Raw genomic sequence first — 22,278 nt, forward strand, 5'->3', positions numbered from 1 at the left:
TACCAGCGGGACAGACCCGATATGTATGGGGCTTGCTCTCAAGATTGCCGCGTACGGAGGAAGTCCATGGCAGCCAAGACGAAATTCCGGGGATCGTTCACCGCCTTGGTCACGCCGTTCAAGAACGGCTCGCTGGACGAGGCGGCGTTCCGCTCCCTGGTCAACTGGCAGATCTCAGAGGGCACCAACGGCCTGGTCCCGGTCGGCACGACCGGCGAGAGCCCGACGCTCAGCCATGACGAGCACAAGAAGGTCGTCGAATGGTGCATCGAGGAGGCCAAGGGCCGCGTTCCCGTGGTCGCCGGCGCCGGCTCCAATTCGACCAAGGAAGCGATCGAGCTTGCCCAGCACGCCGAGAAGGCGGGCGCCAATGCCGTGCTGGTGGTGACGCCCTACTACAACAAGCCGACCCAGGAAGGCATGTACCAGCACTTCAAGGCGATCAACGATGCGATCGGGATTCCGATCATCATCTACAACATCCCGCCGCGCTCGGTGATCGACATGTCGGTCGACACCATGAAGCGGCTGTGGGAGCTGAAGAACATCGCCGGCGTCAAGGACGCCACCGCAAGCATGGTTCGCGTTTCGCAGCAGCGTGCTGCGATGGGCGAGGACTTCAACCAGCTCTCCGGCGAGGATGCGACCATCCTCGGCTACATGGCCCATGGCGGTCATGGCTGCATCTCGGTGACCTCGAACGTCGCGCCGCGGCTGTGCTCGGAGTTCCAGGCGGCCTGGGCCAAGGGCGACACCAAGGCGGCGCTCGCGATCCACGACAAGCTGATGCCGCTGCACAACAACCTGTTCATCGAAAGCAACCCGGCGCCGATCAAGTACGCGATGTCCCTGATCGGCAAGCTCGACGAGACGCTGCGGCTGCCGATGGTTCCGGTCTCCGAGCCGACGCGCGTTGCGGTGCGCAGCGCCATGGTGCACGCGGGACTGATCAACTGATGAAATAGCAATCGGGGGGAGCCGTTCATGAGCGTCGACGAAAAGGGCAGGAAGATGCTCACGGAGTTCCGCGAGTTCGCCATGAAGGGCAATGTCGTCGACCTCGCGGTCGGCGTCATCATCGGCGCGGCCTTCGGCGCCATCGTCACGTCGCTGGTCGGCGACGTCATCATGCCGATCATAGGTGCTGCGACCGGCGGTCTCGACTTCTCGAACTACTACATTCCGTTGTCGAAGGCGGTGACCGCCACCAATCTGGCGGATGCGAAAAAGCAAGGCGCGGTCCTCGCTTACGGTAGCTTCCTCACGCTGACGATCAACTTCATCATCGTCGCCTTCGTGCTGTTCCTGGTGATCCGCGCCATGAACACGCTGAAGCGGAAGGAAGAGACCAAGCCCGCCGAGCCGGCGAAGCCGTCGGCGGAAGTCGTACTGCTGACGGAGATCCGCGATCTCCTCAAGAAGTGACGCGCGCCCTTCGTCCAAACTGTTAGCTTACGCGCGTATGTCGATCAGGTTTGTAGGTCATGGCCGATAAGAACGAACGTCCGATCAAGGTCATGGCGGAAAATCGCAAGGCCCGCTTCAACTATGCGATCGAGGACACGATCGAGGCGGGCATTGCACTGACCGGCACCGAGGTGAAGTCGATCCGCAACGGCAAGAGCACGATCGCCGAATCCTATGCCGACTCCAAGGACGGCGAGATCTGGCTGATCAACGCCACCATCCCGGAATATCTCCAGGGCAACCGCTTCAATCACGAGCCGAAGCGGCCGCGAAAGCTGCTGCTGCATCGCCGCCAGATCAACAAGCTGATGGGCGCGGTCGATCGCGAGGGCATGACGCTGATCCCGCTCAAGCTCTACTTCAACGAGCGTGGTCGCGCCAAATTGCAGCTCGCGGTTGCGAAGGGCAAGAAGCTGCACGACAAGCGCGAGAGCGAGAAGAAGCGCGACTGGAGCCGGGAGAAGGGCCGGCTGCTGCGGGCGAGGGGATAGTGCGATGAACCAGCGCAACCTGCTCGAGGTCGACTGGAGCCAGATCCCGGCGCCCGCCGATGACGGCGGTGCCGCGCATCTGACCGGCATGACGTTGCCGCCGATCGGCCTGCTCGCGACCGACGACAGGTCGGTGACGCTGTCGGCACTTCCAGGCCGGACCGTGGTGTTCGCCTATCCGCGGACAGGTGAGCCGGGCAAGATCGCGCTGGTCGATGATTGGGACATGATTCCGGGCGCACGCGGGTGCACGCCGCAGACTTGCGCGTTCCGCGATCTGTTTGCCGAGCTGAAGGCTGCCGGTGCCGCCCATGTGTTCGGCCTTTCGACTCAGAGCAATGAATACCAGACCGAGATGGCCTCGCGCCTGCACCTGCCATTCCCCGTGCTCTCGGACGAGAAGCTGGCGCTGACGCGCGCGTTGAACTTGCCGACCATGGAGGTCGCGGGCCTGACGCTGATCAAGCGCCTCGCGCTCGTCATCGACGACGCCAGGATCACGCATGTGTTCTATCCGGTGTTCCCGCCCGACCGGAACGCCGGCGACGTCTTGGACTGGCTGAAGGCCAATCCGGCCAAATCCTGAACCGAGAAGTCCTGATCCAGGCCAAAGCCTGATCCGAGGCAAGGCCTAGTCGAGGTCGGCCCTGATCTTCGCGAACACGCTGCGGAACATGTCGGTGGTCAGCACGCCGGTGTTCGTGTTGTAGCGCGAGCAATGATAGCTGTCGTACAGCTTGAAGGCGCCGGCCTGATGCACCGCCCCGTGGCCGAAGGGGGCCTGCGAGGCCTTCAGCTTCAGCGGCTTGAGCACGCTATCGTGCGCAATCCGCCCCAGCGCCACGATCGCGCGCAGCTTCGGCATGGTCTCGAGATTCGCGACGAGGAACTGGCGGCAGGTGTTGATCTCGACCGGAAGCGGCTTGTTTTGCGGCGGAACGCAATGCACGGCATTGGCGATTCGGCAGTCCACGAGCTTCATCCCGTCATCGGGCCGCGCCTGATAGGTCCCCTTGGCGAAGCCGTATTCGAGCAGCGTCGCGTAGAGCAGGTCGCCGGCATAGTCGCCGGTGAAGGGGCGCCCGGTGCGGTTGGCGCCCTGCATCCCCGGCGCAAGGCCCACGATCAGCAGACGCGCCGTGATGTCGCCGAAGGGCGGGACGGGGGCATTGTGCCACAACGGCTCCCGCGCGCGGTTCGCCTCGCGAAAGGCGACCAGGCGCGGACAGAGCGGACAATCGCGGTCGGGGACGAGGGTGGGGGGCTGGCGGCTTGACCGGACCGCCTCACTCCTCGAAGTCGTCATCGCCCCTCGGCGCCATGGTGGTCGCGCGCTGGAGGAACTGCGGGGCGTGATGGCGTCCCTCGCCACGCTCGCCGCGGTCGCGCGGGGCGGGACGTTCGGACGGGTCGCGGCCGAGCTTGGACTGCAGCTCGACGAGATCGGTGAAGACGTCGGCCTGGCGGCGCAGCTCGTCGGCGATCATCGGCGGCTGGCTGGCGATGGTGGAGACCACGGTCACCCGGACGCCGCGGCGCTGGACGGCCTCGACCAGGGAGCGGAAGTCGCCGTCACCCGAGAACAGCACCATCTGGTCGATGTGCTCGGCGAGCTCCATGGCGTCCACCGCGAGCTCGATGTCCATGTTGCCTTTGACCTTGCGGCGGCCGGAGGCGTCGATGAATTCCTTGGTCGCCTTGGTGACGACGGTGTAGCCGTTGTAGTCGAGCCAGTCGATCAGCGGACGGATCGAGGAGTATTCCTGATCCTCGATGATGGCGGTGTAGTAGAACGCCCGGAGCAGCGTCCCGCGGCTCTGAAACTCCTTCAGCAAGCGCTTGTAGTCGATGTCGAAGCCCAGAGTTTTCGCCGTCGCGTAGAGATTGGCCCCGTCGATGAAGAGCGCGATCTTGTTGGTAGGAGAAGGTGACATTCAGTTTGCTCGCGTAGTGTGTCGTGATTGATCGTTTATTGTTGGCGCGGCGGCCCCCAGCCGCGCAGTCCCATAGCGCCTAAACCCGTCGAAACCGCAAATCCGGAGAAGTCGGGGCAATCAAGGTATAGTTATGGCGGACTCTCATACACCCGGCGCCGCCCTCGATGGCAGCCCGGGAAATCACCCATCCCAGCCCCAATGTGGGGGTATCAGAGCCATTTGGCGAGGCCAAATCACAAATTGGCCTTGCGAAATCGCCCTGTCCCCTATAACTACCCCCAATCATCCACATATTTCGTCCCACCCACAACGGAGCGACAGTCTATGGCTCGCGTCACCGTAGAAGATTGTATCGACAAGGTCGACAACCGGTTTGACCTGGTCCTGCTGGCCGCCCACCGCGCCCGCATGATTTCGTCAGGTTCACAACTAACGGTTGACCGCGATAACGACAAGAACCCTGTTGTGTCTTTGCGCGAAATTGCCGACACGACCATCTCGCCGGAGGACCTCCGCGAGGAGCTGGTGCACTCGCTCCAGAAGTTCGTCGAGGTCGACGAGCCCGAGCCCGATACGGTGCCGCTGATCGGTTCCGCCGGCGCCAGCGTCGATGCGGACGATACCGAAGTTGCTGTCGAGCGCATGACCGAAGAGGAGCTCCTGAAGGGCCTGGAAGGCCTCGCTCCGCCGGAGGAGCAGCCCGAGGAAGACGAGTAAATCGTCCCGTCGCAATCATCGACTTCTTGTGATCTTATCAAAGGCCCGAACCGTTGTTCGGGCCTTTGCTTTTGTTGGCGTTTTCGTGGTTACCATAGTGTTGTCGATGGGCGCTGCGAACCTGTCACCGAATTGAACTGACGCACGCGCGATCGGGGCTAAGATGTATACAACGGGCCGCCTCGTGGTCCGTTTGAAGGCAGGACGGAATGGTATATCGGCGCCGGAGATCCACGCAGATGCAGGCCGCAACCGAATCGGTTGCCGTGGTCCCGACTGCGCAGGTCGCGCGCCCCGCAAAGCCGCGCGCGCGCATGATGCGTCAATATGACCTCGTCGAGCGCGTCAGGTCCTACAATCCCAACACCAACGAAGACCTGCTGAACCGCGCCTATGTCTACGCCATGAAGGCGCACGGCTCGCAGACGCGTGCCTCGGGCGATCCGTATTTTTCGCACCCGCTCGAAGTGGCGGCGATTCTCACCGACCTGAAGCTCGACGACGCCACCATCGTGGCCGCGCTGCTGCACGACACGATCGAGGACACCGAGGCGACGCGGGCCGAGATCGACCAGATCTTCGGACCCGAGATCGGAGCGCTGGTCGAGGGCCTGACCAAGCTGAAGCGGCTGGAGCTGGTGTCGCGCGAGGCCAAGCAGGCCGAGAACCTGCGCAAATTGTTGCTGGCGATTGCCGACGATGTCCGCGTGCTGCTGGTCAAGCTCGCCGACCGCCTGCACAACATGCGCACGCTGGAATTCGTGCCGACGGAATCACGCAGGCGCATCGCCGAGGAGACGCTCGACATCTACGCGCCGCTGGCCGGGCGCATGGGCATGCAGGAAATGCGCGAGGAGCTGGAGGATCTGTCCTTCCGCACCCTCGATCCCGAGGCCTATTCGGTGGTGATGCAGCGGCTCGATGCGCTCGCCGAGCGCAACCGCAACCTGATCGGCGAGATCGAGGACCAGCTCTCCAACAATCTGCGTCACCGGGGTCTGGGCGCGCGGGTCTATGGCCGCCGCAAGAAGCCGTTCTCGATCTGGACCAAGATGGAGCGCAAGTCGGTCGGCTTCGAGCAATTGTCGGACATTTTCGGCTTTCGCCTCGTCGTCAACGACATCGAGGCCTGCTATCGCGCGCTCGGCATCGTCCACACCACCTGGCCTGTCGTGCCCGGCCGCTTCAAGGACTACATCTCGACGCCGAAGCAGAACGACTACCGCTCGATCCACACCACGGTGATCGGCCCGGGCAACCAGCGCGTCGAGCTGCAGATCCGCACCGAAGCGATGGACCAGATCGCCGAGCGCGGCATTGCCGCGCACGTCTTCTACAAGGAGGGTGTGGGCTCCCCGACCGAATTCCTCAAGCGCGAATCCAACGCGTTCGCCTGGCTGCGCCACACCGTCGGCATCCTCTCCGAGAGCGCCAATCCCGAGGAGTTCCTCGAGCACACCAAGCTCGAGCTGTTCCACGACCAGGTGTTCTGCTTCACGCCGAAGGGCAAGCTCATCGCGCTGCCGCGCCATGCCAATGTGATCGACTTCGCCTATGCCGTGCATACCGACGTCGGCAACAGCGCCGTCGGCTGCAAGATCAACGGCAAGTTCTCGCCGCTGTCCTCGGAGCTGCAGAACGGCGACGAGGTCGAGGTGCTGACGTCGGAGGCGCAATCGGCGCCGCCGTCGGCCTGGGAAACGCTGGCGGTGACCGGCAAGGCGCGCGCCGCGATCCGCCGCGCCACGCGCACCGCCGTGCGCGACCAGTATGTCGGCCTCGGCCGGCGCATCGTCGAACGCCTGTTCGAGCGCGCCAAGATCGAATACGCCGACGACAAGCTCAAGGGCGCGCTGCCGCGGCTGGCCCGCACCTCGATCGAGGACGTCATGGCGGCCGTGGGGCGCGGCGAGATCAAGGCCTCCCACGTCGCGCGCGCGATGTATCCGGATTACAAGGAGGAGCGGGTCGCCCGTTACGGCATCAAGAAGGGCCTCGCCGCCAAGATCAAGGAGAAGTCGTCCGAGCCGCCGCGCAGCCCGGTCGCGATCCCGATCCGCGGTATCAATTCCGACCTGCCGGTGAAGTTCGCGCCGAACGGCGGCGCGGTGCCCGGCGACCGCATCGTCGGCATCGTCACGCCGGGCGAGGGCATCACCATCTACCCGATCCAGGCGCCCGCCCTGAAGGATTTCGAGGAGGAGCCGGAGCGCTGGCTGGACGTGCGCTGGGACATCGAGGACACCGCGCCGCAGCGTTTCCCGGCCCGCATCAGGGTCGAGAACGTCAACGAGCCCGGCGCGCTGGCGCAGATCGCGACCGTGATCGCCGAGCACGACGGCAACATCGACAACATCAGCATGCAGCGCCGCTCGCCCGATTTCACGGAGACGACGATCGATCTCGAAGTCTACGATCTGAAGCACCTGAGCGCGATCCTCGCCCAGTTGCGCGCGAAGGCGGTCGTTGCCCGCGTCGAACGTGTTAATGGATAGGCGCTGATTGCACGCGTCCGTCCCTCCGATTTCGTGAGTCCTGAAATGCCCGCATCTCCGCTCCGCCTCGGCGTCAATATCGATCACGTCGCAACCGTGCGTAACGCGCGCGGCGGCCGCCATCCCGATCCGGTGCGCGCCGCGCTGCTGGCCATCGAGGCCGGCGCCGACGGCATCACCGCTCACTTGCGCGAGGACCGCCGGCATATCCGCGACGAAGACATGGCGCGGCTGAAGGCGGAAATCTCCAAGCCGCTGAATTTCGAGATGGCGGCGACCGACGACATGATGCGAATCTCGCTCGCCACCAGGCCGCACGCGGTCTGCCTGGTGCCGGAGCGCCGCCAGGAGGTGACGACCGAAGGCGGCCTCGACGTGGTCGGCCAGCACAACGCGCTCGCGCCCTACATCGCGCGGCTGAGCGAGGCCGGCATCCGCGTCTCGCTGTTCATCGCCGCCGACCCCGCGCAGATCGAGATGGCGGCCCGGCTGCGCGCGCCCGTGATCGAGATCCACACCGGCGCCTGGTGCGACGCCGTCACCGACGGCCATACCGAAAAGGCCGAGTCCGAATGGGCGCGGATCGTTGCGGGCGTGAAACTAGCCAAGAACGCCGGGCTCGAGGTCCACGCCGGCCACGGGCTCGACTACGCCACCGCGGAGAAGATCGCCGGCCTGCCGGAGATCATGGAGCTCAACATCGGCTACTACATGATCGGTGAGGCACTGTTCGTGGGTCTTGCCGAGACGGTGCGCAAGATGCGCGCGGCGATGGACCGTGGCCGGAGCCGGGCATGATCATCGGCATCGGCTCCGACCTGATCGACATTACCCGCGTGGCCAAGGTGATCGAGCGCCATGGCGAGCGTTTCCTCGACCGCATCTTCACTGCGGCCGAGCGGGCCAAGGCGGAGCGCCGCGCCAAGAACGAGAAGATGGTGGTGGCGACCTATGCCAAGCGCTTTGCCGCCAAGGAGGCCTGTTCCAAGGCCCTCGGCACCGGCATCCGTCTCGGCGTCTGGTGGCGCGACATGGGGGTGGTCAACCTGCCGGGGGGGCGGCCGACCATGCAGCTGACCGGCGGGGCGCTGGCCCGGCTCCAGACCCTGACCCCGGCGGGATTCGAGGCCCGGATCGACCTGTCGATCACCGATGACTGGCCGCTGGCCCAGGCCTTCGTCATCATTTCCGCCGTTCCGCTGCCGAAGTCCTGACCGTTCGGCGGGCGTTTTATAAATCTCTTTAAAAATCAATGTCTTGGGCAGTTTTGATGCGATCCTTGATTGCGTGGCCCCCGACAACCGTCTAAAAGTCCGCCGACGCAAATCAGGCTGGGCGAATTCGGCTTTACGCCGGAATTGGCCCTCATTATCAGAATCAGGACAATCTCCTTGCGCCGCGAGCGATGGGCTGTTCGCGGGAGGAGGGCGCTCTGTGACCGCCGGCCGGAATTGAGAGAGCAATGAGCGTGACTTCGGGAACGAAAACTGAAAGCGGCGTCGGCGAAACGATCCGGGTCGTCATCCACGCCCTCCTGATCGCGCTGGTGATCCGCACGTTCCTGTTCCAGCCATTCAACATCCCGTCCGGCTCGATGAAGGCGACGCTGCTGGTCGGCGACTATCTGTTCGTCTCGAAATATTCCTACGGCTATAGCCACTATTCGATCCCGTTCTCGCCGCCGCTGTTCTCGGGGCGGATCTGGGGCTCGGACCCGAACCGCGGCGACATCGTCGTATTCCGCCTGCCCAAGGACGATTCCACCGACTACATCAAGCGCGTGATCGGCCTTCCCGGCGACCGCATCCAGATGCGGGACGGGCTGCTCTACATCAACGACACGCCGGTCGAGCGGCAGCGCATGAGCGAGTATGTCGGCGAGGATCCCTGCGGCGCCGAAAGCGGTGCGATCTCCCGGGTGAAACGCTGGAAGGAGACGCTGCCGAACGGCGTGTCCTACGAGACGCTGGACTGCGCCGACAACGGCTACATGGACAACACCAACGTCTACACCGTGCCGGCCGGCCATTTCTTCATGATGGGCGACAATCGCGACAACTCCACCGACAGCCGCTTCCTCGGCCAGGTCGGCTATGTGCCGCAGGAGAACCTGATCGGCCGCGCCCAGATGATCTTCTTCTCGATCGCCGAAGGCGAGCATGCCTGGATGTTCTGGCGCTGGCCGTGGGCCGTGCGCTGGAATCGCTTCTTCAAAATCGTCCGATGAAAGACGAAGCCAAGGACATCACGACCCAACCGATCGACGCGCAAGCCGTCTCTGACGGCGAAGCTGCCGCCAACACGCTTGCGACCAAGGTTTCTGAAGGCAAGGCTTCGGAGGGCAAGACGGCTGAAGCCAAAACGCCCGCGAAGAAGAAGCGGGCACGCAGCAGCAAGGCCAAGAGCTCGGACGCGAACGCGGCGCTCGAGGCGCGCATCGGGCACGCCTTCACTGATCCGAACCTGCTGATGCAGGCGATCACGCACGTCTCGGCGTTGAAGTCCGGGCGCAAGCGCGGCGACAGCTATCAGCGACTGGAATTCCTCGGCGACCACGTGCTCGGTCTCGTCGTCTCCGACATGCTCTACCATGCCTTCCCGAACGCCGACGAAGGCGAGCTGTCCAAGCGTCTCGCCGAGCTCGTGCGCAAGGAGAGCTGCGCGGACGTGGCCAAGTCGCTCGGCCTGCTCGACGACATCAAGCTCGGCTCGGTCGGCTCCAGCGCCGATGCCCGCCTGCGCAAATCCATCCTCGGCGACATCTGCGAGGCCGTGATCGGCGCCATCTTCCTCGATGGCGGCCATGCCGCGGCATCCGAGTTCGTCAAGCGCAACTGGACCGAGCGCATGCACAAGCCGCGGCGTCCGTTGCGCGATCCCAAGACCGTGCTGCAGGAATGGGCGCAGGGGAAGGGGCTGCCGACCCCGGTCTACCGCGAGGTCGAGCGCACCGGCCCGCATCACGATCCGCAATTCCGCGTCGCCGTCGACCTGCCGGGACTGGCGCCGGCCGAAGGCATCGGCGGCAGCAAACGCGCAGCAGAGAAAGTAGCAGCTTCGGTGATGATCGAACGTGAAGGTGTTGGCGGCAGCAATGACGGCTGAAGCGAGCGGCGAAGCGCCCACCGCGACGCGCTGCGGTTTCGTCGCGCTGATCGGCGCGCCCAATGTCGGCAAGTCCACGCTGGTCAATGCGCTGGTCGGGGCCAAGGTCACGATCGTCTCGCGCAAGGTGCAGACCACGCGCGCGCTGATCCGCGGCATCGTCATCGAGAACAACGCGCAGATCATCCTGGTCGACACGCCCGGCATCTTCTTGCCCAAGCGCCGGCTCGACCGCGCCATGGTCTCGACCGCCTGGAGCGGGGCGCATGACGCCGACCTCGTCTGCGTGCTGCTCGATGCCAAGACCGGGATCGACGAGGAGGCCGAGGCGATCCTCGCCAAGGCAGCCAGCGTCAATCACGAGAAGATCCTGGTCATCAACAAGGTCGACCTTGTCCAACGCGAGAAGCTGCTGGCGCTGGCGCAAGCCGCCAACGAGCGCATGAAGTTCGCGAAGACCTTCATGATCGCGGCGATCTCGGGCGACGGCGTCGACGATATCCGCACGACGCTGGCCGAGATGGTGCCGCCGGGCCCGTATCTCTATCCCGAAGACCAGATGTCGGACGCGCCGATGCGGCAGCTCGCCGCCGAAATCACGCGCGAGAAGATCTATCAGAAGCTGCACCAGGAATTGCCCTACCAGTCCACGGTCGAGACCGACAAATGGGAGGAGCGCAAGGACAAGTCGGTGCGGATCGAGCAGACGATCTTCGTCGAGCGCGAAAGCCAGCGCAAGATCGTGCTCGGCAAGGGCGGCGCCACGATCAAATCGATCGGCGCGGACTCGCGCAAGGAGCTGATGCAGATCCTGGACGTGCCGGTGCATCTGTTCCTGTTCGTCAAGGTGCGCGAGAACTGGGGTGACGATCCCGATCGCTATCGCGAGATGGGCCTGGACTTCCCCAAAGAATAACGAAGAAAAGATCGATCACCGATGAGCCTGCCCGCCAACGTCCAGCGCTTCGAAGCGTTGCTCTATGCATCGTTGATGCTGGATGCCGTGTCGGTCGCGGTGCAGGACCGCACGCCCAATGCCGAGATGACCGAGCAGATGATCATGACGGCGACGCTTCTCGCCGGCGGCATGATCCTGCTGCTGGTCTATTTCGTCTGGCTGGCCGCGCATTGGCGCAAGAACTGGCCGCGCTGGGTGCTGGCGGCGGCGCTGGTGCTGTCAGTGATCTCGCTCGGCCAGATCATCGGCGAGAAGGGCATGGAGCTCGACAGCGCCATCGAGATCGTCTCCTGCGTGCTGACGACGATGGGCCTGTATTTCTCCTTCAGCGGCGACGCCCAGGGCTGGTTCAACGCGTAGCGTCTCGCGCGGTGCCGTAGGGTGGGCAAAGGCGCGCCCTTGCGCGCCGTGCCCACCATAATCGCGTCGTAGTCAAAATTCGTGGGCACGCTTCGGTTTGCCCACCCTACGATTTTTGCGACCTACGATCGGTACGCGTGGACGATAATCGCCGCGCTCACGATGACGGCCCAGATCACGAAGCCCACGATCACCCCGAGCGCCGGTGACAGGATCACCCGGCCCTCGCCCTTCCGCGTGATCTGCAAGAGGCCTGTCCAGCCGATCCGTCTCAAGGTTTCCGGGAATTCGACGGTGATCCTGCCGAACGTGGCGACAAATAGCAGCGCGAGTGCAGTGAAATAGAGAACGGTCGGCAGTGCCGCCCAGACGACCCAGAACACCAGTTCGAGAACGACCGCGATCAGGTCGAAAATGATGCTGGCCATCGTGATCCCGGGCGTGTCCGAACTTCTGCATCAAGGCATATCGCGTTATACTTAACATATGGAATGGACCGACGAAGGCATCGTGCTGGGCGTGCGGCGGCATGGCGAATCCAGCGCCATCGTCGAGCTGCTGACACGCGCGCATGGCCGGCATCTCGGCCTCGTCCGCGGTGGTGCGAGCTCGCGGCTGCGGCCGCTGCTGCAGCCGGGCAACAGCGTCAGCGCGGTGTGGCGGGCGCGGCTCGACGAGCATCTCGGCACCTATGCGATCGAGGGCCTGAAGCTGCGCGCGGCGACGCTGCTCGGGTCGTCCCATGGCGTCTACGGCGTGACCCATCTGGCCTCGATCGCGCGGCTGCTGCCGGAGCGCGACCCGCACGAGGAGATCTTCGCGCTGCTCGAACATTCGCTCGACGATTTCGACGACATCGGCAGCGCGGCCGTGCATCTGATCCATTTCGAGCTGGCGATGCTCGCCGAGCTTGGCTTCGGACTGGCCCTGGAGAACTGCGCGGTCACCGGCGAGACCACGGATCTGATCTACGTCTCGCCGAAGTCGGGCGGCGCGGTGTCGCGCGGCGCGGGCGAGCCGTGGCGCGACCGGCTGCTGCGGCTGCCGCCGTTCCTGCGCCATGGCGAAGCCGCCAGCGAACTCACCGAGCAGGACCTCCAGGACGGCTTCCGGCTGACCGGCCTGTTCCTGCTGCGCCATGTGCTCGAGCCGCGCGGGCAGGCCCATTCGGACGCGCGGGCCGGCTTCATCAATGCCCTCATGCGGCAGCAGGCGAGGGCGGCTCTCCCCTCGCCATGAGCTGATCGCGTCTCTGCCTTGCCCCTCGGCATGGGGTTCCCCCGGAACGAAATCGGGCCGATCGCGTTCGCTCCCTCAGGGTTCCACAACGGGGACAGCCTAAATGTTGATCAGAGGATTTGCCTTGTCCGCGGCGCTGGTTGCGCTTGCGCCTGAAGCAACGGCCGGAGAGCCGCAACCGGGCGTGTTTCGACGCGCCTCCTGCACCGTCGTGCGGTACTATGTGGCCAAATATTCCGCTGCGGCCGCAGAGACATGGGCGCGGTCCCATGGTGCGACGGAGGCCGAGATCGAGGCCGCCCGCCGCTGCGTGGCCAATGCGCCGGCCACCGCGCAGCCCAAAACCCAGCAGACTGTGACAGCGGGCTGGGCCGGGCAATAGACCGTTTCTGCATTTGATGACAATTCAGCGATCGCCGGCGCGCCCATGGCGCGGCGGCGCGATGATTTGATCACGCAATAGCCCGCACGCTGCGCAGCGCGCGGGACGTGTTCGCTCGCCTGTGTGCGTAGATTTGCGCACCATATCGGCCCGATCAGATTCCGCGCATCTTTGACCGTTGACCTAAATCAACACCCGCATGTCCGGCCCTCGTTGAATGGCCGTGCGCGACGGCGAGGTCGAACATGGCGATGGAAAATCTGAAACTGCCCGATGGTCCGTTGTCGGGCCTTGTCGCATCCGCCGTCGAATATCTGGTCGATGCCGGACAGCGCAGCGTCCTGTTCCTCGACATCATGCGCCAGCGCGGCGACCAGTATCGCGAGCACGTCACGCAGACGGCGCCGCATGTGCTGCAATATGCTGCCGAATTGATCACCGACGGCCGCACGCTGGACGAGCCGGTCAATTATGCGCTGGTGCGCATCATTCCCCCCAAGGATGTCGAGATCGATATGAGCCGGCGGCCGTTCGTCGTGGTCGATCCGCGTGCCGGCCACGGTCCGGGCATCGGCGGCTTCAAGGCCGACAGCGAGATCGGCGTCGCGATGAAGGCGGGACATCCCTGCTATTTCATCGGCTTCCTGCCCGAGCCGGTGCCGGGCCAGACCATCGAGCGCATCGCGCGCGCCGAAGCGACATTCATCGAGACTGTTATCAGCCGCCACCCCGATGCCGACGGCAAGCCCTGCGTGATCGGCAACTGCCAGGCGGGCTGGGCCGTCATGATCCTGGCATCGCTGCGGCCGGAGCTGTTCGGTCCGCTGATCATCGCCGGCGCGCCGCTCGCCTATTGGGCCGGCGTGCACGGCAAATATCCGATGCGCTATTCCGGCGGACTGCTGGGCGGAAGCTGGCTGACGGCACTGACCAGCGATCTCGGCGCCGGTAAGTTCGACGGCGCCTGGCTGGTGCAGAACTTCGAGAACCAGAACCCGTCGAACACGCTCTGGACCAAGCAGTACAACGTCTATTCCAAGGTCGATACCGAGGCGGAGCGCTATCTCGACTTCGAGCGCTGGTGGGGCGGGCACGTCAACCTCAATGCCGAGGAGATCCAGTTCATCGTCGATGAACTGTTCATCGGCAACAATCTCGCCGCCGGGCGCATCGAGATGTCGGATGGACAGAAGGTCGACCTGCGCAACATCCGTTCGCCGATCGTGGTGTTCTGCTCCAAGGGCGACAACGTCACCCCGCCGCAGCAGGCGCTGGACTGGATCCTGGAATGCTATTCCGACGTCGATGAGATCAGGGCTTACGGCCAGACCATCGTCTATACCGTTCACGAGAACATCGGCCATCTCGGCATCTTCGTCTCCGGCGGCGTGGCGAAGAAGGAGCATGCGGAATTCTCCAGCAACATCGATCTGATCGACGTGCTGCCGCCGGGGCTCTACGAGGCCACGTTCGAGGCTCGCGGCGACAAGACGATCAACGCCGATCTCGCGGAAGGCCATTGGGTGATGCGCTGCGAGGCCCGCACCCTGGACGATATCCGCGCCATGGGCGGCAATTCGCCGGAGGACGAGCGCCGCTTCGCAGCCGCCAAGCGCATCTCCGAGCTCAACCTCGCGGCCTATCAGAAATTCGTGCAGCCCTGGGTCAAGAAGATGGTGACGCCGCAAATGGCGGACTTCGCCCGCAACATGCATCCGCTGCGGCTGCAATATGAGGCCTTCAGCAGCAAGAATCCCTGGATGTCCAGCGTCAAATCGGCCGCCGACCGGGTCGAGGACAACCGCAGGCCGGTTTCGAAGGACAATCCGTTCCTGGCGTTCCAGGAGCAGATGTCCAAGCAGATCGTTCATGCGCTCGATAGCTGGCGCGACGCGCAGGAGGCGCTGAGCGAAACCATGTTCCTCAATCTCTACGGCTCGCCGGTGCTCCAGGCCGCCGTCGGCGTCGATCCGGAGTCTGTGCCCTCGCGCCGCCGCGAGATGTCGGACGAGCATCGCGCCATGCTCGAGAAGCGGATCGCCGAATTGAAGTCGCGTATCGGCGAGGGCGGCCTCCGCGAGGCGGCGCTGCGGGCGCTGCTTTATGTCGGCTCGGCGCGCGGCATGGTGGACGAGCGCAGCATCGAGGCGCTGCGCCAGGTCCGGCGCGACCAGGCCGGCGCCCGGATGACGCTGTCCGAATTCAAGATGCTGGTGCGGGAGCAGTTCTTCATGCTGCTGCTGGATCGGGAGCGCGCCCTGGCCGCCATTCCGGGCCTGTTGCCCGACGACATGAACAAGCGGCGCGCGGCCTTCGCCGCGATGCGCGAGGTGCTGTCGGCGAGCGAGGACATCACCGGCGAGCGCGCCAATCGCTTGCGGCGCGTTGCCGTGCTGTTTGGCCTGGACGGAGAGGGCGAGGTGACCTCCAACGTTGCCCCTTTCGACCCTCAGGCAAGAGCATCGTAGCGCGGATTGGCGGAGACGGGAGTAACATCATGTCGGCCGATACGACGCACGAGACCGGCAGCAAGTACGACCGGTTGATCGCGGCGGCCAGGGCCGCTCCCCCGACGCCGACCGTCGTCGTGCATCCCTGCGACGAGACGTCCCTGCGCGGGACCGTCGACAGCGCGAGTGCCGGCATCATCCGGCCAATCCTCGTCGGGCCGGAGCGGAGGATCAGGGACACGGCCGCAAAGTTCGATCTCGACATCTCCGGCTTTGAGATCGTTGACGCCGCGCATAGCGACGATGCCGCAGCCAAAGGCGTCGAGCTGATCCATGCCGCCAAGGGCGAGCTGCTGATGAAGGGCAGCCTGCACACCGACGAATTGATGCGTGCCGTCACCGCCAAGGTCGGCGGCCTGCGCACCGACCGGCGCATCAGCCATGTCTTCGTCATGGACGTGCCGGCCTATACCGACACCATCTTCGTCACGGATGCCGCGATCAACATCTTCCCTGATCTCGACGCCAAGCGCGACATCATCCAGAACGCGATCGATCTCTATAACCAGGCCGGCTTCGGCCGGACGCCGCGGGTTGCGATCCTGTCGGCGGTCGAGACCGTGACGTCGAAAATCCCCTCGACGATCGAGGCCGCGGCTCTCTGCAAAATGGCCGATCGCGGCCAGATCACCGGTGGCCTGCTCGATGGTCCGCTGGCGTTCGACAATGCAATCGACCCGGAAGCCGCACGGATCAAGGGCATCGTATCCGAGGTCGCCGGTCGGGCGCAGATCCTCGTTGTCCCGGACCTGGAGTCCGGCAACATGCTGGCCAAGAACCTCGCTTATTTCGCCAAGGCGGATGGCGCCGGCATCGTGCTCGGTGCGCGGGTGCCCGTCGTCCTGACGTCGCGCGCGGATTCGCCGCGTGCACGGATGGCCTCCTGCGCGGTCGCGGCGCTGTATGCGCACGCCCGGCGCCAGAAGGCGCCGACAGTGGCCGCGTGATCGCCATGGAGACGATCCTCGTCGTCAACGCAGGCTCCTCCAGCGTCAAGTTTCAGGTCTATGCGATCGAGGGTGAGGGCACCCTTCGCCGGCACATCAAGGGACAGATCGACGGCATCGGCAGCCGGCCGCGGCTGCGGGCAAGCGGCGCAGGCGGTGATGCGCTGGCCGATCGCGCCTATCCGATCGAGACCGTGCCTGACGTTCCGGCGGCGATGGCCGTTGCCGGCGCCTGGCTGCGCGACGAGCTGCGCGTCACGCCGATCGCGGTCGGGCACCGGGTCGTGCACGGGGGACCGGACTACGCAAAGCCGGTGCTGATCGATCATGGCGTGGTGTCGCGTCTCGAACGTTTCGTATCCCTGGCGCCGCTGCATCAGCCGCACAATCTCGCGCCGATCCGCTCGTTGCTTACGAATTTCCCGGCGCTGCCGCAGGTCGCGTGCTTCGACACGGCCTTCCATCGCACCCATGACGCCGTCGCGGACCACTACGCCATTCCGCATCAGCTCCATGCCGAGGGCGTCAGGCGTTACGGATTTCACGGGCTGTCCTACGAATACATCGCCCGGACTTTGCCGAGCGTGGCGCCCGACATCGCCAAGGGGCGCGTGATCGTCGCCCATCTCGGCAGCGGCGCCTCGATGTGCGCATTGAAGGACGGCCGCAGCGTCGAAAGCACGATGGGCTTCACGGCGCTCGACGGCCTGCCGATGGGAACGCGTCCCGGACAGATCGACCCCGGTGTGGTGCTCTACCTCATCTCCGAGAAGGGCATGCCGGCCGCAAAGGTGCAGGACTTTCTCTACCGCGAATGCGGGCTGAAGGGCCTCTCGGGCATCAGCAACGATATGCGCGAGCTGGAAGCGAGCACCGACCCGCACGCGCGGCTCGCGATCGATTGTTTCGTTTACCGCATCGGCCTCAATGCCGGCATGCTGGCCGCCGCCCTGCAGGGGCTGGACGCCTTCGTGTTCACGGCCGGCATCGGCGAGAACTCGTCCTCGATCCGCGCGCGCGTCGCCAGCCGGCTCGAATGGCTCGGCGCCGTGCTCGATGCCGGCGAGAACGCCCGCCATGCGCGGCTGATCTCGGAGGCTGGCAGCCGTATCCCCGTCTACGTCATCCCGACCGACGAGGAACTGATGATCGCGCAGCACACGCTGTCGCTGCTGATGAATGGCCAATCGCACAACACACGATCTGAGAGGGTGTCATGATCCCCGTATTCCCCGACAGCAAGGTGGCCCTCAAGGGCAAGAAGGGCCTGATCGTCGGCATCGCCAACGACCAGTCGATCGCTTGGGGTTGCGCGCGGGCGTTTCGCGCGCTCGGCGCCGATCTCGCCGTCACCTATCTGAACGATCGCGCCAAGAAACACGTCGAGCCGCTCGCCAAGGCGCTGGAGGCGCCGATCTTCATGCCGCTCGACGTCATGGTCGAGGGCCAGACAGAGGCGGTGTTCGAGCGTATCGCATCCGAGTGGGGGCAGCTCGACTTCCTGCTCCATTCGATCGCCTTCTCGCCCAAGGAGGCCCTGCACGGACGCGTCGTCGACGTCGGCCGCGACGGCTTCCTCAAGACCATGGATGTTTCGTGCTGGTCGTTCATGCGCATGGCGCATCTTGCCGAGCCGCTGATGAAGAACGGCGGCACGTTGTTCACCATGACCTATTACGGCAGCCAGATGGTGGTCGAGAACTACAACGTGATGGGCGTCGCCAAGGCCGCGCTTGAGGCCTCGGTTCGCTACATCGCTGCGGAGCTCGGTCCGAAGGGCATTCGCGTCCACGCGATCTCGCCGGGACCGCTGGCGACCCGGGCCGCATCCGGCATTCCGGAGTTCGACGAGCTCATGGACAAGGCGCAATCGAAGGCGCCGGCGCGCAGCCTGGTCAGCATCGACGATGTCGGCAATGCCACCGCGTTCCTCGCGCTCGACGGCGCCAAGCTGATTACCGGTGGCGTGCTCTACATCGACGGCGGCTACCACGTCATCGATTGATCGCGCGGGGGCGTCCGCTGTCGCGGCCGGCGGGCTCGGAGCGAAGTGCTGATCGTGGCATCATGCCGGTGTTTTGCCCGACGGAACAATAGCTTTTTGGGGCTGCAGATTCGCTGATCGAAAAGCGTAACGATTCCAACCCGCCGCTACTGTGCATGGGGTTGTTTTCGAACTTTTTTGGTCAGCGGTAGTGCAGGGCGATCAGTTCGGCGACGCAGGCGGGCTTCTTGGCCCCCTCGATCTCGATCACGAGATGGTAGTTCACGCGCAGGCCGTCGGGCGGCACGTCTTCGGCTTCCGCAACGCTGACGCGGCCGCGCAACTTTGAGCCCGCCGGCACCGGCGCGAGATATCTGATCCGGTCGGCGCCGTAGTTCAGCGTGTTGCGGAGCCCCTTCAAGCCGATCACCGAGCGGATGAACAGCGGGGCGAGCGCGAGCGACAGCAGGCCATGGGCGATGGTCTTGCCGCCGGGCATCTCCCTGGCTGCGCGCTCCTGGTCGACATGGATCCACTGCTCGTCGCAGGTCGCTTCCGCGAACTGGTTGATGCGGTCCTGCGACACCTCGACCCAGTCGCTCACGCCGATCTCGGTGCCGACCGCGGATTTGATCTCGCTGAAATCGCTGAATATGCGCATGATCCCCCTCGTCAGATTTGCATCTCCGGGACGGTGTCGGGAACGGTCAGTTCCGCTTCCGTCACCGCCAACACCTCGCCGATGCTGATACCGGGCGCCGTCTCCAGCAGCGTCGCCTTGCCGCCGGGAAAGCCGATCACGGCCATGTCGGTCACCACGAGATTGACCGGCCGCGCCGACGTCAACGGCAGGGAGCATTTGGCGACGATCTTCGACTTGCCCTTCGCGGCATGCTGCATGGCGACGATCACGCGCTTGGCGCCGCTGACGAGGTCCATTGCACCGCCCATGCCCGGAACCATCTTGCCCGGGATCATCCAGTTGGCGAGCAGGCCATGCGCGTCGACCTGGAGGCCGCCGAGCACGGTGATGTCGACATGGCCGCCGCGGATCAGGCCGAACGACATCGCGCTGTCGAAGGTCGCTGCGCCCGGCAGCGCGCTGATCGGCCGGCCGCCGGCGTCGGTGAGCGTCGGGTGTGCCATGCCTTGCTCGGGAATCGGTCCGGTGCCGATCAGGCCGTTCTCCGACTGGAAGAACACTTTCAGATCCGCCGGAACGTAGTTCGCCACCAGCGTGGGAATGCCGATGCCGAGATTGACGAGGTTGCCGCTCTTCAATTCCTTGGCGACGCGCCGCGCGATGATGATCTGCGGATCCATATGTCACCCGTTCGTAATGAGGTAATCGACGAGGGGTGCCGGCGTCATGACGTGGTCGGGCGCGATGACGCCCACCGGCACGATGTTCTCGACCGTCACGATCACCGTGTCCGCCGCCATCGCCATGATCGGGTTGAAGTTGCGTGCCGTCAGCGCATAGGCGAGGTTGCCGAGATAGTCGGCGAGGAAGGCGTGGACCAGCGCGTATTGTGCCCGCAACGCCGTCTCCAGCAGAAATGATTGGCCGTCGACCTCGATCTGGCGTTTGCCTTCCGCGACGAGGGTGCCGACGCCTGTCGGAGTCAGCACGCCGCCGAGTCCGCATCCGCCGGCCCGGATGCGTTCGACGAAGGTGCCTTGCGGCACGAGATCGACGGCGATCTGGTTCCCCAGCATCTGCTGCTGCGCCTTCGGATTGAGGCCGATATGCGTCGCCGTGAGCTTCGCGACCAGCGCCGCATCGAACAGCTTGCCGACGCCTCTGCCAGGTATGGCGGCGTCATTGCAGATCAGGGACAGGCCGGACTTGTTCTGCCGGACGAGCTCGTCGAGCAGGCGCTCCGGCGTCCCGACTCCCATGAAACCGCCGACCATGACGCTGGCGCCGGCCGGGATCATCGCAACGGCTTCTTCGACGGAAACGGCCTTCATGCAGGGACCTCCGCGGCGGGCAGACAGATGCTGGATCGATGTTGCGGGCGGGAGGTCTCGCAGTCTTGATCTGCGTCAAGGCCTCGGTTCATTCGCGCTGGACGATCCCGATGCTTTCCAGGGTCTCGTTCCAGAGCCGGCGCACTTCGGCATGCCGCCGCTCGAGCGCCGCGCTGACGGCATCCCGGAAAGGAAGCAGGTCGGGTCCCTTCAGAAACAGGATCTGTGCCTGCAACAGCCGGCTGCTCTCGAACTCGATGCGGCGCAGGGCCATGACGAAAGGATCGTTCTGGCTCGCTTCCGTCGGCAGCAGGGCGGCCGGCCGTATCCCCGCGTGAATCGCATGCGCAAGGGTCGCAAGGTGAATGGCCTGCGCGCGGGCGGGATCGGCGATGTCCTCGACCGGAGCGGGAAGCCAGGCCATCTCCCAGGACGCGACCATGTGGGTTAGCGCGAAATCCGGAACCCATGCGGTCGCGCGCGCGAGCAGCGAGACGATCTCGCTCTCGCGATAGAACTGGGCGTTCAACTCGACCTGCCAGGCCGCATCGAATTTCGCGGGCAGGGCGACGGCGAATTGCCGTGCCAGCGCACCATGGGCCGAGACCAGGAACGCGGCGACCCGCGTCTGCTGGCGCGGCTGCACGCGACCGTCGGTCTCCAGCGGTCCAAGGAATGCGTTCATGTCGTCGCCGTCCTCCGCACGGGGATCGCGCGCAGATGGTCGTAGCCCGCGGGAAATGGCGAATAGTCTCCGCCGGCATCGTCCGGCGCGATCAAGACTTGCTTGTTGCCCTTCCAGCGTCCAGCCATGACGTCTTCGGCGAAGCGGGCCAGGAGGTCAGCGGTGAGCGCGGCCTTCTCGAGCGTGAAGGCGTGGTAGGCCTTCGGGATGATCACGAGCGCGCTGTCGGGAATCTCCACACGCAGCGTTTCGTGCAGCGCGCGCGGCGTGAGGAAGTCGAACTCGCCGTTCAGGATCATGGTTGGGACGGTGATCGAGGAGAGCAGTGGCGTCAGCGGCTTGAAGTCGAGGAAGGACTCCATGAGGTTCTGCAGAGCGTAGACGTCGTTCACCAGCCATCCCTGCCGTTTCACGCTATCGAGCTTGTCCAGCAGCGGCTTCAGCCACTGGTCCGACAGGTTCATCGGCAGCAGCAGATCCTGGAGATAGCCGGTGCCGCCCAGGATGAGACCGGTACGCAGGGCGTTGCCGATCAGCAGGAGTTGCGGCGAAAGCTCTGCAAAGCAGCTCATCGGCACGAGCCCGGACAGCCGCGCGCCGTGCTCGATGGCATAGCGCAGCGCGATCAGGCCGCCGAAGCTGATGCCGCTGAGGAACACCGGACCATCGCCGAGCTCACCGATCAGGCGATGCAGCACGGCGGTATGGTCGTCCTGATCGATGAACAAAGCGGGCTTGTCGGAAATGCCCTGGCCGAGCAGGTCGAAGGTCGCGACCCGAAAGTGCCGTGTGGTCAGCGCGTCGCGATAGCTGCCCCAGAGCTCGGAATATTGCGTAAGGCCGTTCACCAGGACATAGGTCGGCGCACCCGGCGGCCCGTCTAGCTCATAGCGGATACGATACGAGCCGTGACTGAGGAAGGGCATAGCGGTGACCGGCCAGATGATGATGGCCGCGATCCTCAACGCCGGCGTGCGGATTCCATTGAGTTAAATCAAACCTCCCTCGGACGCCGGACCTAGCGTTC

26 protein-coding genes are annotated in these 22,278 nt (G+C 64.8%); 18 read left to right on the forward strand and 8 right to left on the reverse strand.

The window, feature by feature from the left end:
- Positions 1-66 precede the first annotated feature (66 nt).
- From dapA to A7X65_RS04075, 4 genes are read left to right on the forward strand one after another with little or no spacing between them, the layout of a single operon-like run.
- Positions 67-957: a 4-hydroxy-tetrahydrodipicolinate synthase gene (gene dapA, locus A7X65_RS04060; RefSeq protein ID WP_063683032.1), complete on the forward strand. Its 891-nt coding sequence runs from the start codon at positions 67-69 to the stop codon at positions 955-957.
- Between the two features lie 54 nt (positions 958-1,011).
- Positions 1,012-1,425: a large conductance mechanosensitive channel protein MscL gene (gene mscL / locus A7X65_RS04065; protein WP_063684791.1), complete on the forward strand. Its 414-nt coding sequence runs from the start codon at positions 1,012-1,014 to the stop codon at positions 1,423-1,425.
- Between the two features lie 59 nt (positions 1,426-1,484).
- Positions 1,485-1,958, forward strand: coding sequence for an SsrA-binding protein SmpB (gene smpB / locus A7X65_RS04070; protein WP_018644570.1), 474 nt, complete (start codon positions 1,485-1,487; stop codon positions 1,956-1,958).
- 4 nt (positions 1,959-1,962) lie between these two features.
- Positions 1,963-2,544 carry a peroxiredoxin gene (locus tag A7X65_RS04075; RefSeq protein ID WP_063683033.1) on the forward strand — a complete coding sequence of 194 codons (582 nt, stop codon included), beginning with the start codon at positions 1,963-1,965 and terminating at the stop codon, positions 2,542-2,544.
- A gap of 45 nt (positions 2,545-2,589) precedes the next feature.
- Here the strand turns inward: A7X65_RS04075 and A7X65_RS04080 are convergent, their stop codons facing one another.
- On the reverse strand, positions 2,590-3,264 hold the full coding sequence (locus tag A7X65_RS04080; protein WP_063683034.1) for a uracil-DNA glycosylase: 675 nt from the start codon (positions 3,262-3,264) through the stop codon (positions 2,590-2,592).
- Positions 3,245-3,892, reverse strand: a complete 648-nt coding sequence (locus tag A7X65_RS04085; RefSeq protein WP_018644573.1) for a LabA-like NYN domain-containing protein — start codon at positions 3,890-3,892, stop codon at positions 3,245-3,247. Before A7X65_RS04085 ends, A7X65_RS04080 begins: the two co-directional genes overlap by 20 nt.
- A 327-nt stretch (positions 3,893-4,219) precedes the next feature.
- Here A7X65_RS04085 and rpoZ point away from each other — a divergent pair, with 327 nt between their 5' ends.
- The 8 genes from rpoZ (at position 4,220) to A7X65_RS04125 (ending at position 11,530) form a co-directional block, all read left to right on the forward strand.
- Positions 4,220-4,612, forward strand: a complete 393-nt coding sequence (gene rpoZ, locus A7X65_RS04090) for a DNA-directed RNA polymerase subunit omega (protein ID WP_008133017.1) — start codon at positions 4,220-4,222, stop codon at positions 4,610-4,612.
- A 209-nt stretch (positions 4,613-4,821) separates the two neighbouring features.
- Positions 4,822-7,107 carry a RelA/SpoT family protein gene (locus tag A7X65_RS04095; protein WP_063683035.1) on the forward strand — a complete coding sequence of 762 codons (2,286 nt, stop codon included), beginning with the start codon at positions 4,822-4,824 and terminating at the stop codon, positions 7,105-7,107.
- Positions 7,108-7,152: 45 nt separating this feature from the next.
- Complete coding sequence (locus A7X65_RS04100) at positions 7,153-7,905, forward strand: pyridoxine 5'-phosphate synthase (protein ID WP_063683036.1); 753 nt, start codon at positions 7,153-7,155, stop codon at positions 7,903-7,905.
- Complete coding sequence (acpS, locus tag A7X65_RS04105; RefSeq protein WP_063683037.1) at positions 7,902-8,321, forward strand: holo-ACP synthase; 420 nt, start codon at positions 7,902-7,904, stop codon at positions 8,319-8,321. Before A7X65_RS04100 ends, acpS begins: the two co-directional genes overlap by 4 nt.
- A gap of 248 nt (positions 8,322-8,569) precedes the next feature.
- Positions 8,570-9,334: a signal peptidase I gene (gene lepB / locus A7X65_RS04110; RefSeq protein WP_063683038.1), complete on the forward strand. Its 765-nt coding sequence runs from the start codon at positions 8,570-8,572 to the stop codon at positions 9,332-9,334.
- Positions 9,331-10,212, forward strand: coding sequence for a ribonuclease III (gene rnc, locus A7X65_RS04115; protein WP_063683039.1), 882 nt, complete (start codon positions 9,331-9,333; stop codon positions 10,210-10,212). Before lepB ends, rnc begins: the two co-directional genes overlap by 4 nt.
- Positions 10,202-11,128, forward strand: coding sequence for a GTPase Era (gene era, locus A7X65_RS04120; RefSeq protein ID WP_063683040.1), 927 nt, complete (start codon positions 10,202-10,204; stop codon positions 11,126-11,128). The genes rnc and era overlap by 11 nt, the downstream gene beginning before the upstream one ends.
- 21 nt (positions 11,129-11,149) lie before the next feature.
- A complete protein-coding gene (locus tag A7X65_RS04125; protein WP_063683041.1) occupies positions 11,150-11,530 on the forward strand; it encodes a hypothetical protein in 381 nt (126 codons plus the stop codon).
- A 122-nt stretch (positions 11,531-11,652) separates the two neighbouring features.
- Here the strand turns inward: A7X65_RS04125 and A7X65_RS04130 are convergent, their stop codons facing one another.
- Complete coding sequence (locus A7X65_RS04130) at positions 11,653-11,958, reverse strand: hypothetical protein (protein WP_063683042.1); 306 nt, start codon at positions 11,956-11,958, stop codon at positions 11,653-11,655.
- Between the two features lie 58 nt (positions 11,959-12,016).
- Between A7X65_RS04130 and recO the strand changes: the two genes are divergently transcribed.
- The 6 genes from recO to fabI all read left to right on the forward strand — a co-directional run bounded on the left by recO (position 12,017) and on the right by fabI (position 18,613).
- Entirely contained in the window at positions 12,017-12,769 is a 753-nt protein-coding gene (recO, locus tag A7X65_RS04135; RefSeq protein WP_063683043.1) for a DNA repair protein RecO, read from the forward strand.
- 103 nt (positions 12,770-12,872) lie between these two features.
- Positions 12,873-13,151: a hypothetical protein gene (locus A7X65_RS04140; protein ID WP_063683044.1), complete on the forward strand. Its 279-nt coding sequence runs from the start codon at positions 12,873-12,875 to the stop codon at positions 13,149-13,151.
- 245 nt (positions 13,152-13,396) lie between these two features.
- A complete protein-coding gene (locus A7X65_RS04145; protein ID WP_063683045.1) occupies positions 13,397-15,619 on the forward strand; it encodes a DUF3141 domain-containing protein in 2,223 nt (740 codons plus the stop codon).
- 29 nt (positions 15,620-15,648) lie between these two features.
- Positions 15,649-16,608 (forward strand): phosphate acetyltransferase, encoded by a 960-nt coding sequence (locus A7X65_RS04150; protein ID WP_063683046.1) that lies wholly within the window; start codon positions 15,649-15,651, stop codon positions 16,606-16,608.
- Positions 16,609-16,613: 5 nt separating this feature from the next.
- Positions 16,614-17,828, forward strand: a complete 1,215-nt coding sequence (locus A7X65_RS04155) for an acetate/propionate family kinase (protein WP_063683047.1) — start codon at positions 16,614-16,616, stop codon at positions 17,826-17,828.
- On the forward strand, positions 17,825-18,613 hold the full coding sequence (gene fabI / locus A7X65_RS04160) for an enoyl-ACP reductase FabI (protein ID WP_063683048.1): 789 nt from the start codon (positions 17,825-17,827) through the stop codon (positions 18,611-18,613). Before A7X65_RS04155 ends, fabI begins: the two co-directional genes overlap by 4 nt.
- A gap of 181 nt (positions 18,614-18,794) precedes the next feature.
- On the opposite strand, the gene A7X65_RS04165 is transcribed toward fabI, so the two are convergent.
- From A7X65_RS04165 to A7X65_RS04185, 5 genes are all read right to left on the reverse strand, one after another.
- Positions 18,795-19,253, reverse strand: coding sequence for a MaoC family dehydratase (locus A7X65_RS04165; RefSeq protein WP_063683049.1), 459 nt, complete (start codon positions 19,251-19,253; stop codon positions 18,795-18,797).
- A gap of 11 nt (positions 19,254-19,264) precedes the next feature.
- Complete coding sequence (locus tag A7X65_RS04170; RefSeq protein ID WP_063683050.1) at positions 19,265-19,915, reverse strand: 3-oxoacid CoA-transferase subunit B; 651 nt, start codon at positions 19,913-19,915, stop codon at positions 19,265-19,267.
- 3 nt (positions 19,916-19,918) lie between these two features.
- The gene (locus A7X65_RS04175; RefSeq protein WP_063683051.1) at positions 19,919-20,566 is read right to left on the reverse strand and encodes a CoA transferase subunit A; all 648 of its coding nucleotides are present in this window, start codon (positions 20,564-20,566) and stop codon (positions 19,919-19,921) included.
- Positions 20,567-20,654: 88 nt separating this feature from the next.
- A complete protein-coding gene (locus A7X65_RS04180) occupies positions 20,655-21,251 on the reverse strand; it encodes a hypothetical protein (protein WP_063683052.1) in 597 nt (198 codons plus the stop codon).
- Positions 21,248-22,177: an alpha/beta fold hydrolase gene (locus A7X65_RS04185; protein ID WP_063684792.1), complete on the reverse strand. Its 930-nt coding sequence runs from the start codon at positions 22,175-22,177 to the stop codon at positions 21,248-21,250. The genes A7X65_RS04180 and A7X65_RS04185 overlap by 4 nt, the downstream gene beginning before the upstream one ends.
- Between the last annotated feature and the right edge of the window lie 101 nt (positions 22,178-22,278).

Source organism: Bradyrhizobium stylosanthis (assembly GCF_001641335.1).
In the GTDB taxonomy this organism is placed as follows: Bacteria; Pseudomonadota; Alphaproteobacteria; order Rhizobiales; family Xanthobacteraceae; genus Bradyrhizobium; species Bradyrhizobium stylosanthis.

Coding starts and splice junctions, on each gene's coding strand:
- dapA (WP_063683032.1), top strand. CDS start 67: ATGGCAGCCAAGACGAAATTCCGGGGATCGTTCACCGCCTTGGTCACG.
- mscL (WP_063684791.1), top strand. CDS start 1,012: ATGCTCACGGAGTTCCGCGAGTTCGCCATGAAGGGCAATGTCGTCGAC.
- smpB (WP_018644570.1), top strand. CDS start 1,485: ATGGCCGATAAGAACGAACGTCCGATCAAGGTCATGGCGGAAAATCGC.
- A7X65_RS04075 (WP_063683033.1), top strand. CDS start 1,963: ATGAACCAGCGCAACCTGCTCGAGGTCGACTGGAGCCAGATCCCGGCG.
- A7X65_RS04080 (WP_063683034.1), bottom strand. CDS start 3,264: ATGACGACTTCGAGGAGTGAGGCGGTCCGGTCAAGCCGCCAGCCCCCC.
- A7X65_RS04085 (WP_018644573.1), bottom strand. CDS start 3,892: ATGTCACCTTCTCCTACCAACAAGATCGCGCTCTTCATCGACGGGGCC.
- rpoZ (WP_008133017.1), top strand. CDS start 4,220: ATGGCTCGCGTCACCGTAGAAGATTGTATCGACAAGGTCGACAACCGG.
- A7X65_RS04095 (WP_063683035.1), top strand. CDS start 4,822: ATGGTATATCGGCGCCGGAGATCCACGCAGATGCAGGCCGCAACCGAA.
- A7X65_RS04100 (WP_063683036.1), top strand. CDS start 7,153: ATGCCCGCATCTCCGCTCCGCCTCGGCGTCAATATCGATCACGTCGCA.
- acpS (WP_063683037.1), top strand. CDS start 7,902: ATGATCATCGGCATCGGCTCCGACCTGATCGACATTACCCGCGTGGCC.
- lepB (WP_063683038.1), top strand. CDS start 8,570: ATGAGCGTGACTTCGGGAACGAAAACTGAAAGCGGCGTCGGCGAAACG.
- rnc (WP_063683039.1), top strand. CDS start 9,331: ATGAAAGACGAAGCCAAGGACATCACGACCCAACCGATCGACGCGCAA.
- era (WP_063683040.1), top strand. CDS start 10,202: ATGACGGCTGAAGCGAGCGGCGAAGCGCCCACCGCGACGCGCTGCGGT.
- A7X65_RS04125 (WP_063683041.1), top strand. CDS start 11,150: ATGAGCCTGCCCGCCAACGTCCAGCGCTTCGAAGCGTTGCTCTATGCA.
- A7X65_RS04130 (WP_063683042.1), bottom strand. CDS start 11,958: ATGGCCAGCATCATTTTCGACCTGATCGCGGTCGTTCTCGAACTGGTG.
- recO (WP_063683043.1), top strand. CDS start 12,017: ATGGAATGGACCGACGAAGGCATCGTGCTGGGCGTGCGGCGGCATGGC.
- A7X65_RS04140 (WP_063683044.1), top strand. CDS start 12,873: ATGTTGATCAGAGGATTTGCCTTGTCCGCGGCGCTGGTTGCGCTTGCG.
- A7X65_RS04145 (WP_063683045.1), top strand. CDS start 13,397: ATGGCGATGGAAAATCTGAAACTGCCCGATGGTCCGTTGTCGGGCCTT.
- A7X65_RS04150 (WP_063683046.1), top strand. CDS start 15,649: ATGTCGGCCGATACGACGCACGAGACCGGCAGCAAGTACGACCGGTTG.
- A7X65_RS04155 (WP_063683047.1), top strand. CDS start 16,614: ATGGAGACGATCCTCGTCGTCAACGCAGGCTCCTCCAGCGTCAAGTTT.
- fabI (WP_063683048.1), top strand. CDS start 17,825: ATGATCCCCGTATTCCCCGACAGCAAGGTGGCCCTCAAGGGCAAGAAG.
- A7X65_RS04165 (WP_063683049.1), bottom strand. CDS start 19,253: ATGCGCATATTCAGCGATTTCAGCGAGATCAAATCCGCGGTCGGCACC.
- A7X65_RS04170 (WP_063683050.1), bottom strand. CDS start 19,915: ATGGATCCGCAGATCATCATCGCGCGGCGCGTCGCCAAGGAATTGAAG.
- A7X65_RS04175 (WP_063683051.1), bottom strand. CDS start 20,566: ATGAAGGCCGTTTCCGTCGAAGAAGCCGTTGCGATGATCCCGGCCGGC.
- A7X65_RS04180 (WP_063683052.1), bottom strand. CDS start 21,251: ATGAACGCATTCCTTGGACCGCTGGAGACCGACGGTCGCGTGCAGCCG.
- A7X65_RS04185 (WP_063684792.1), bottom strand. CDS start 22,177: ATGCCCTTCCTCAGTCACGGCTCGTATCGTATCCGCTATGAGCTAGAC.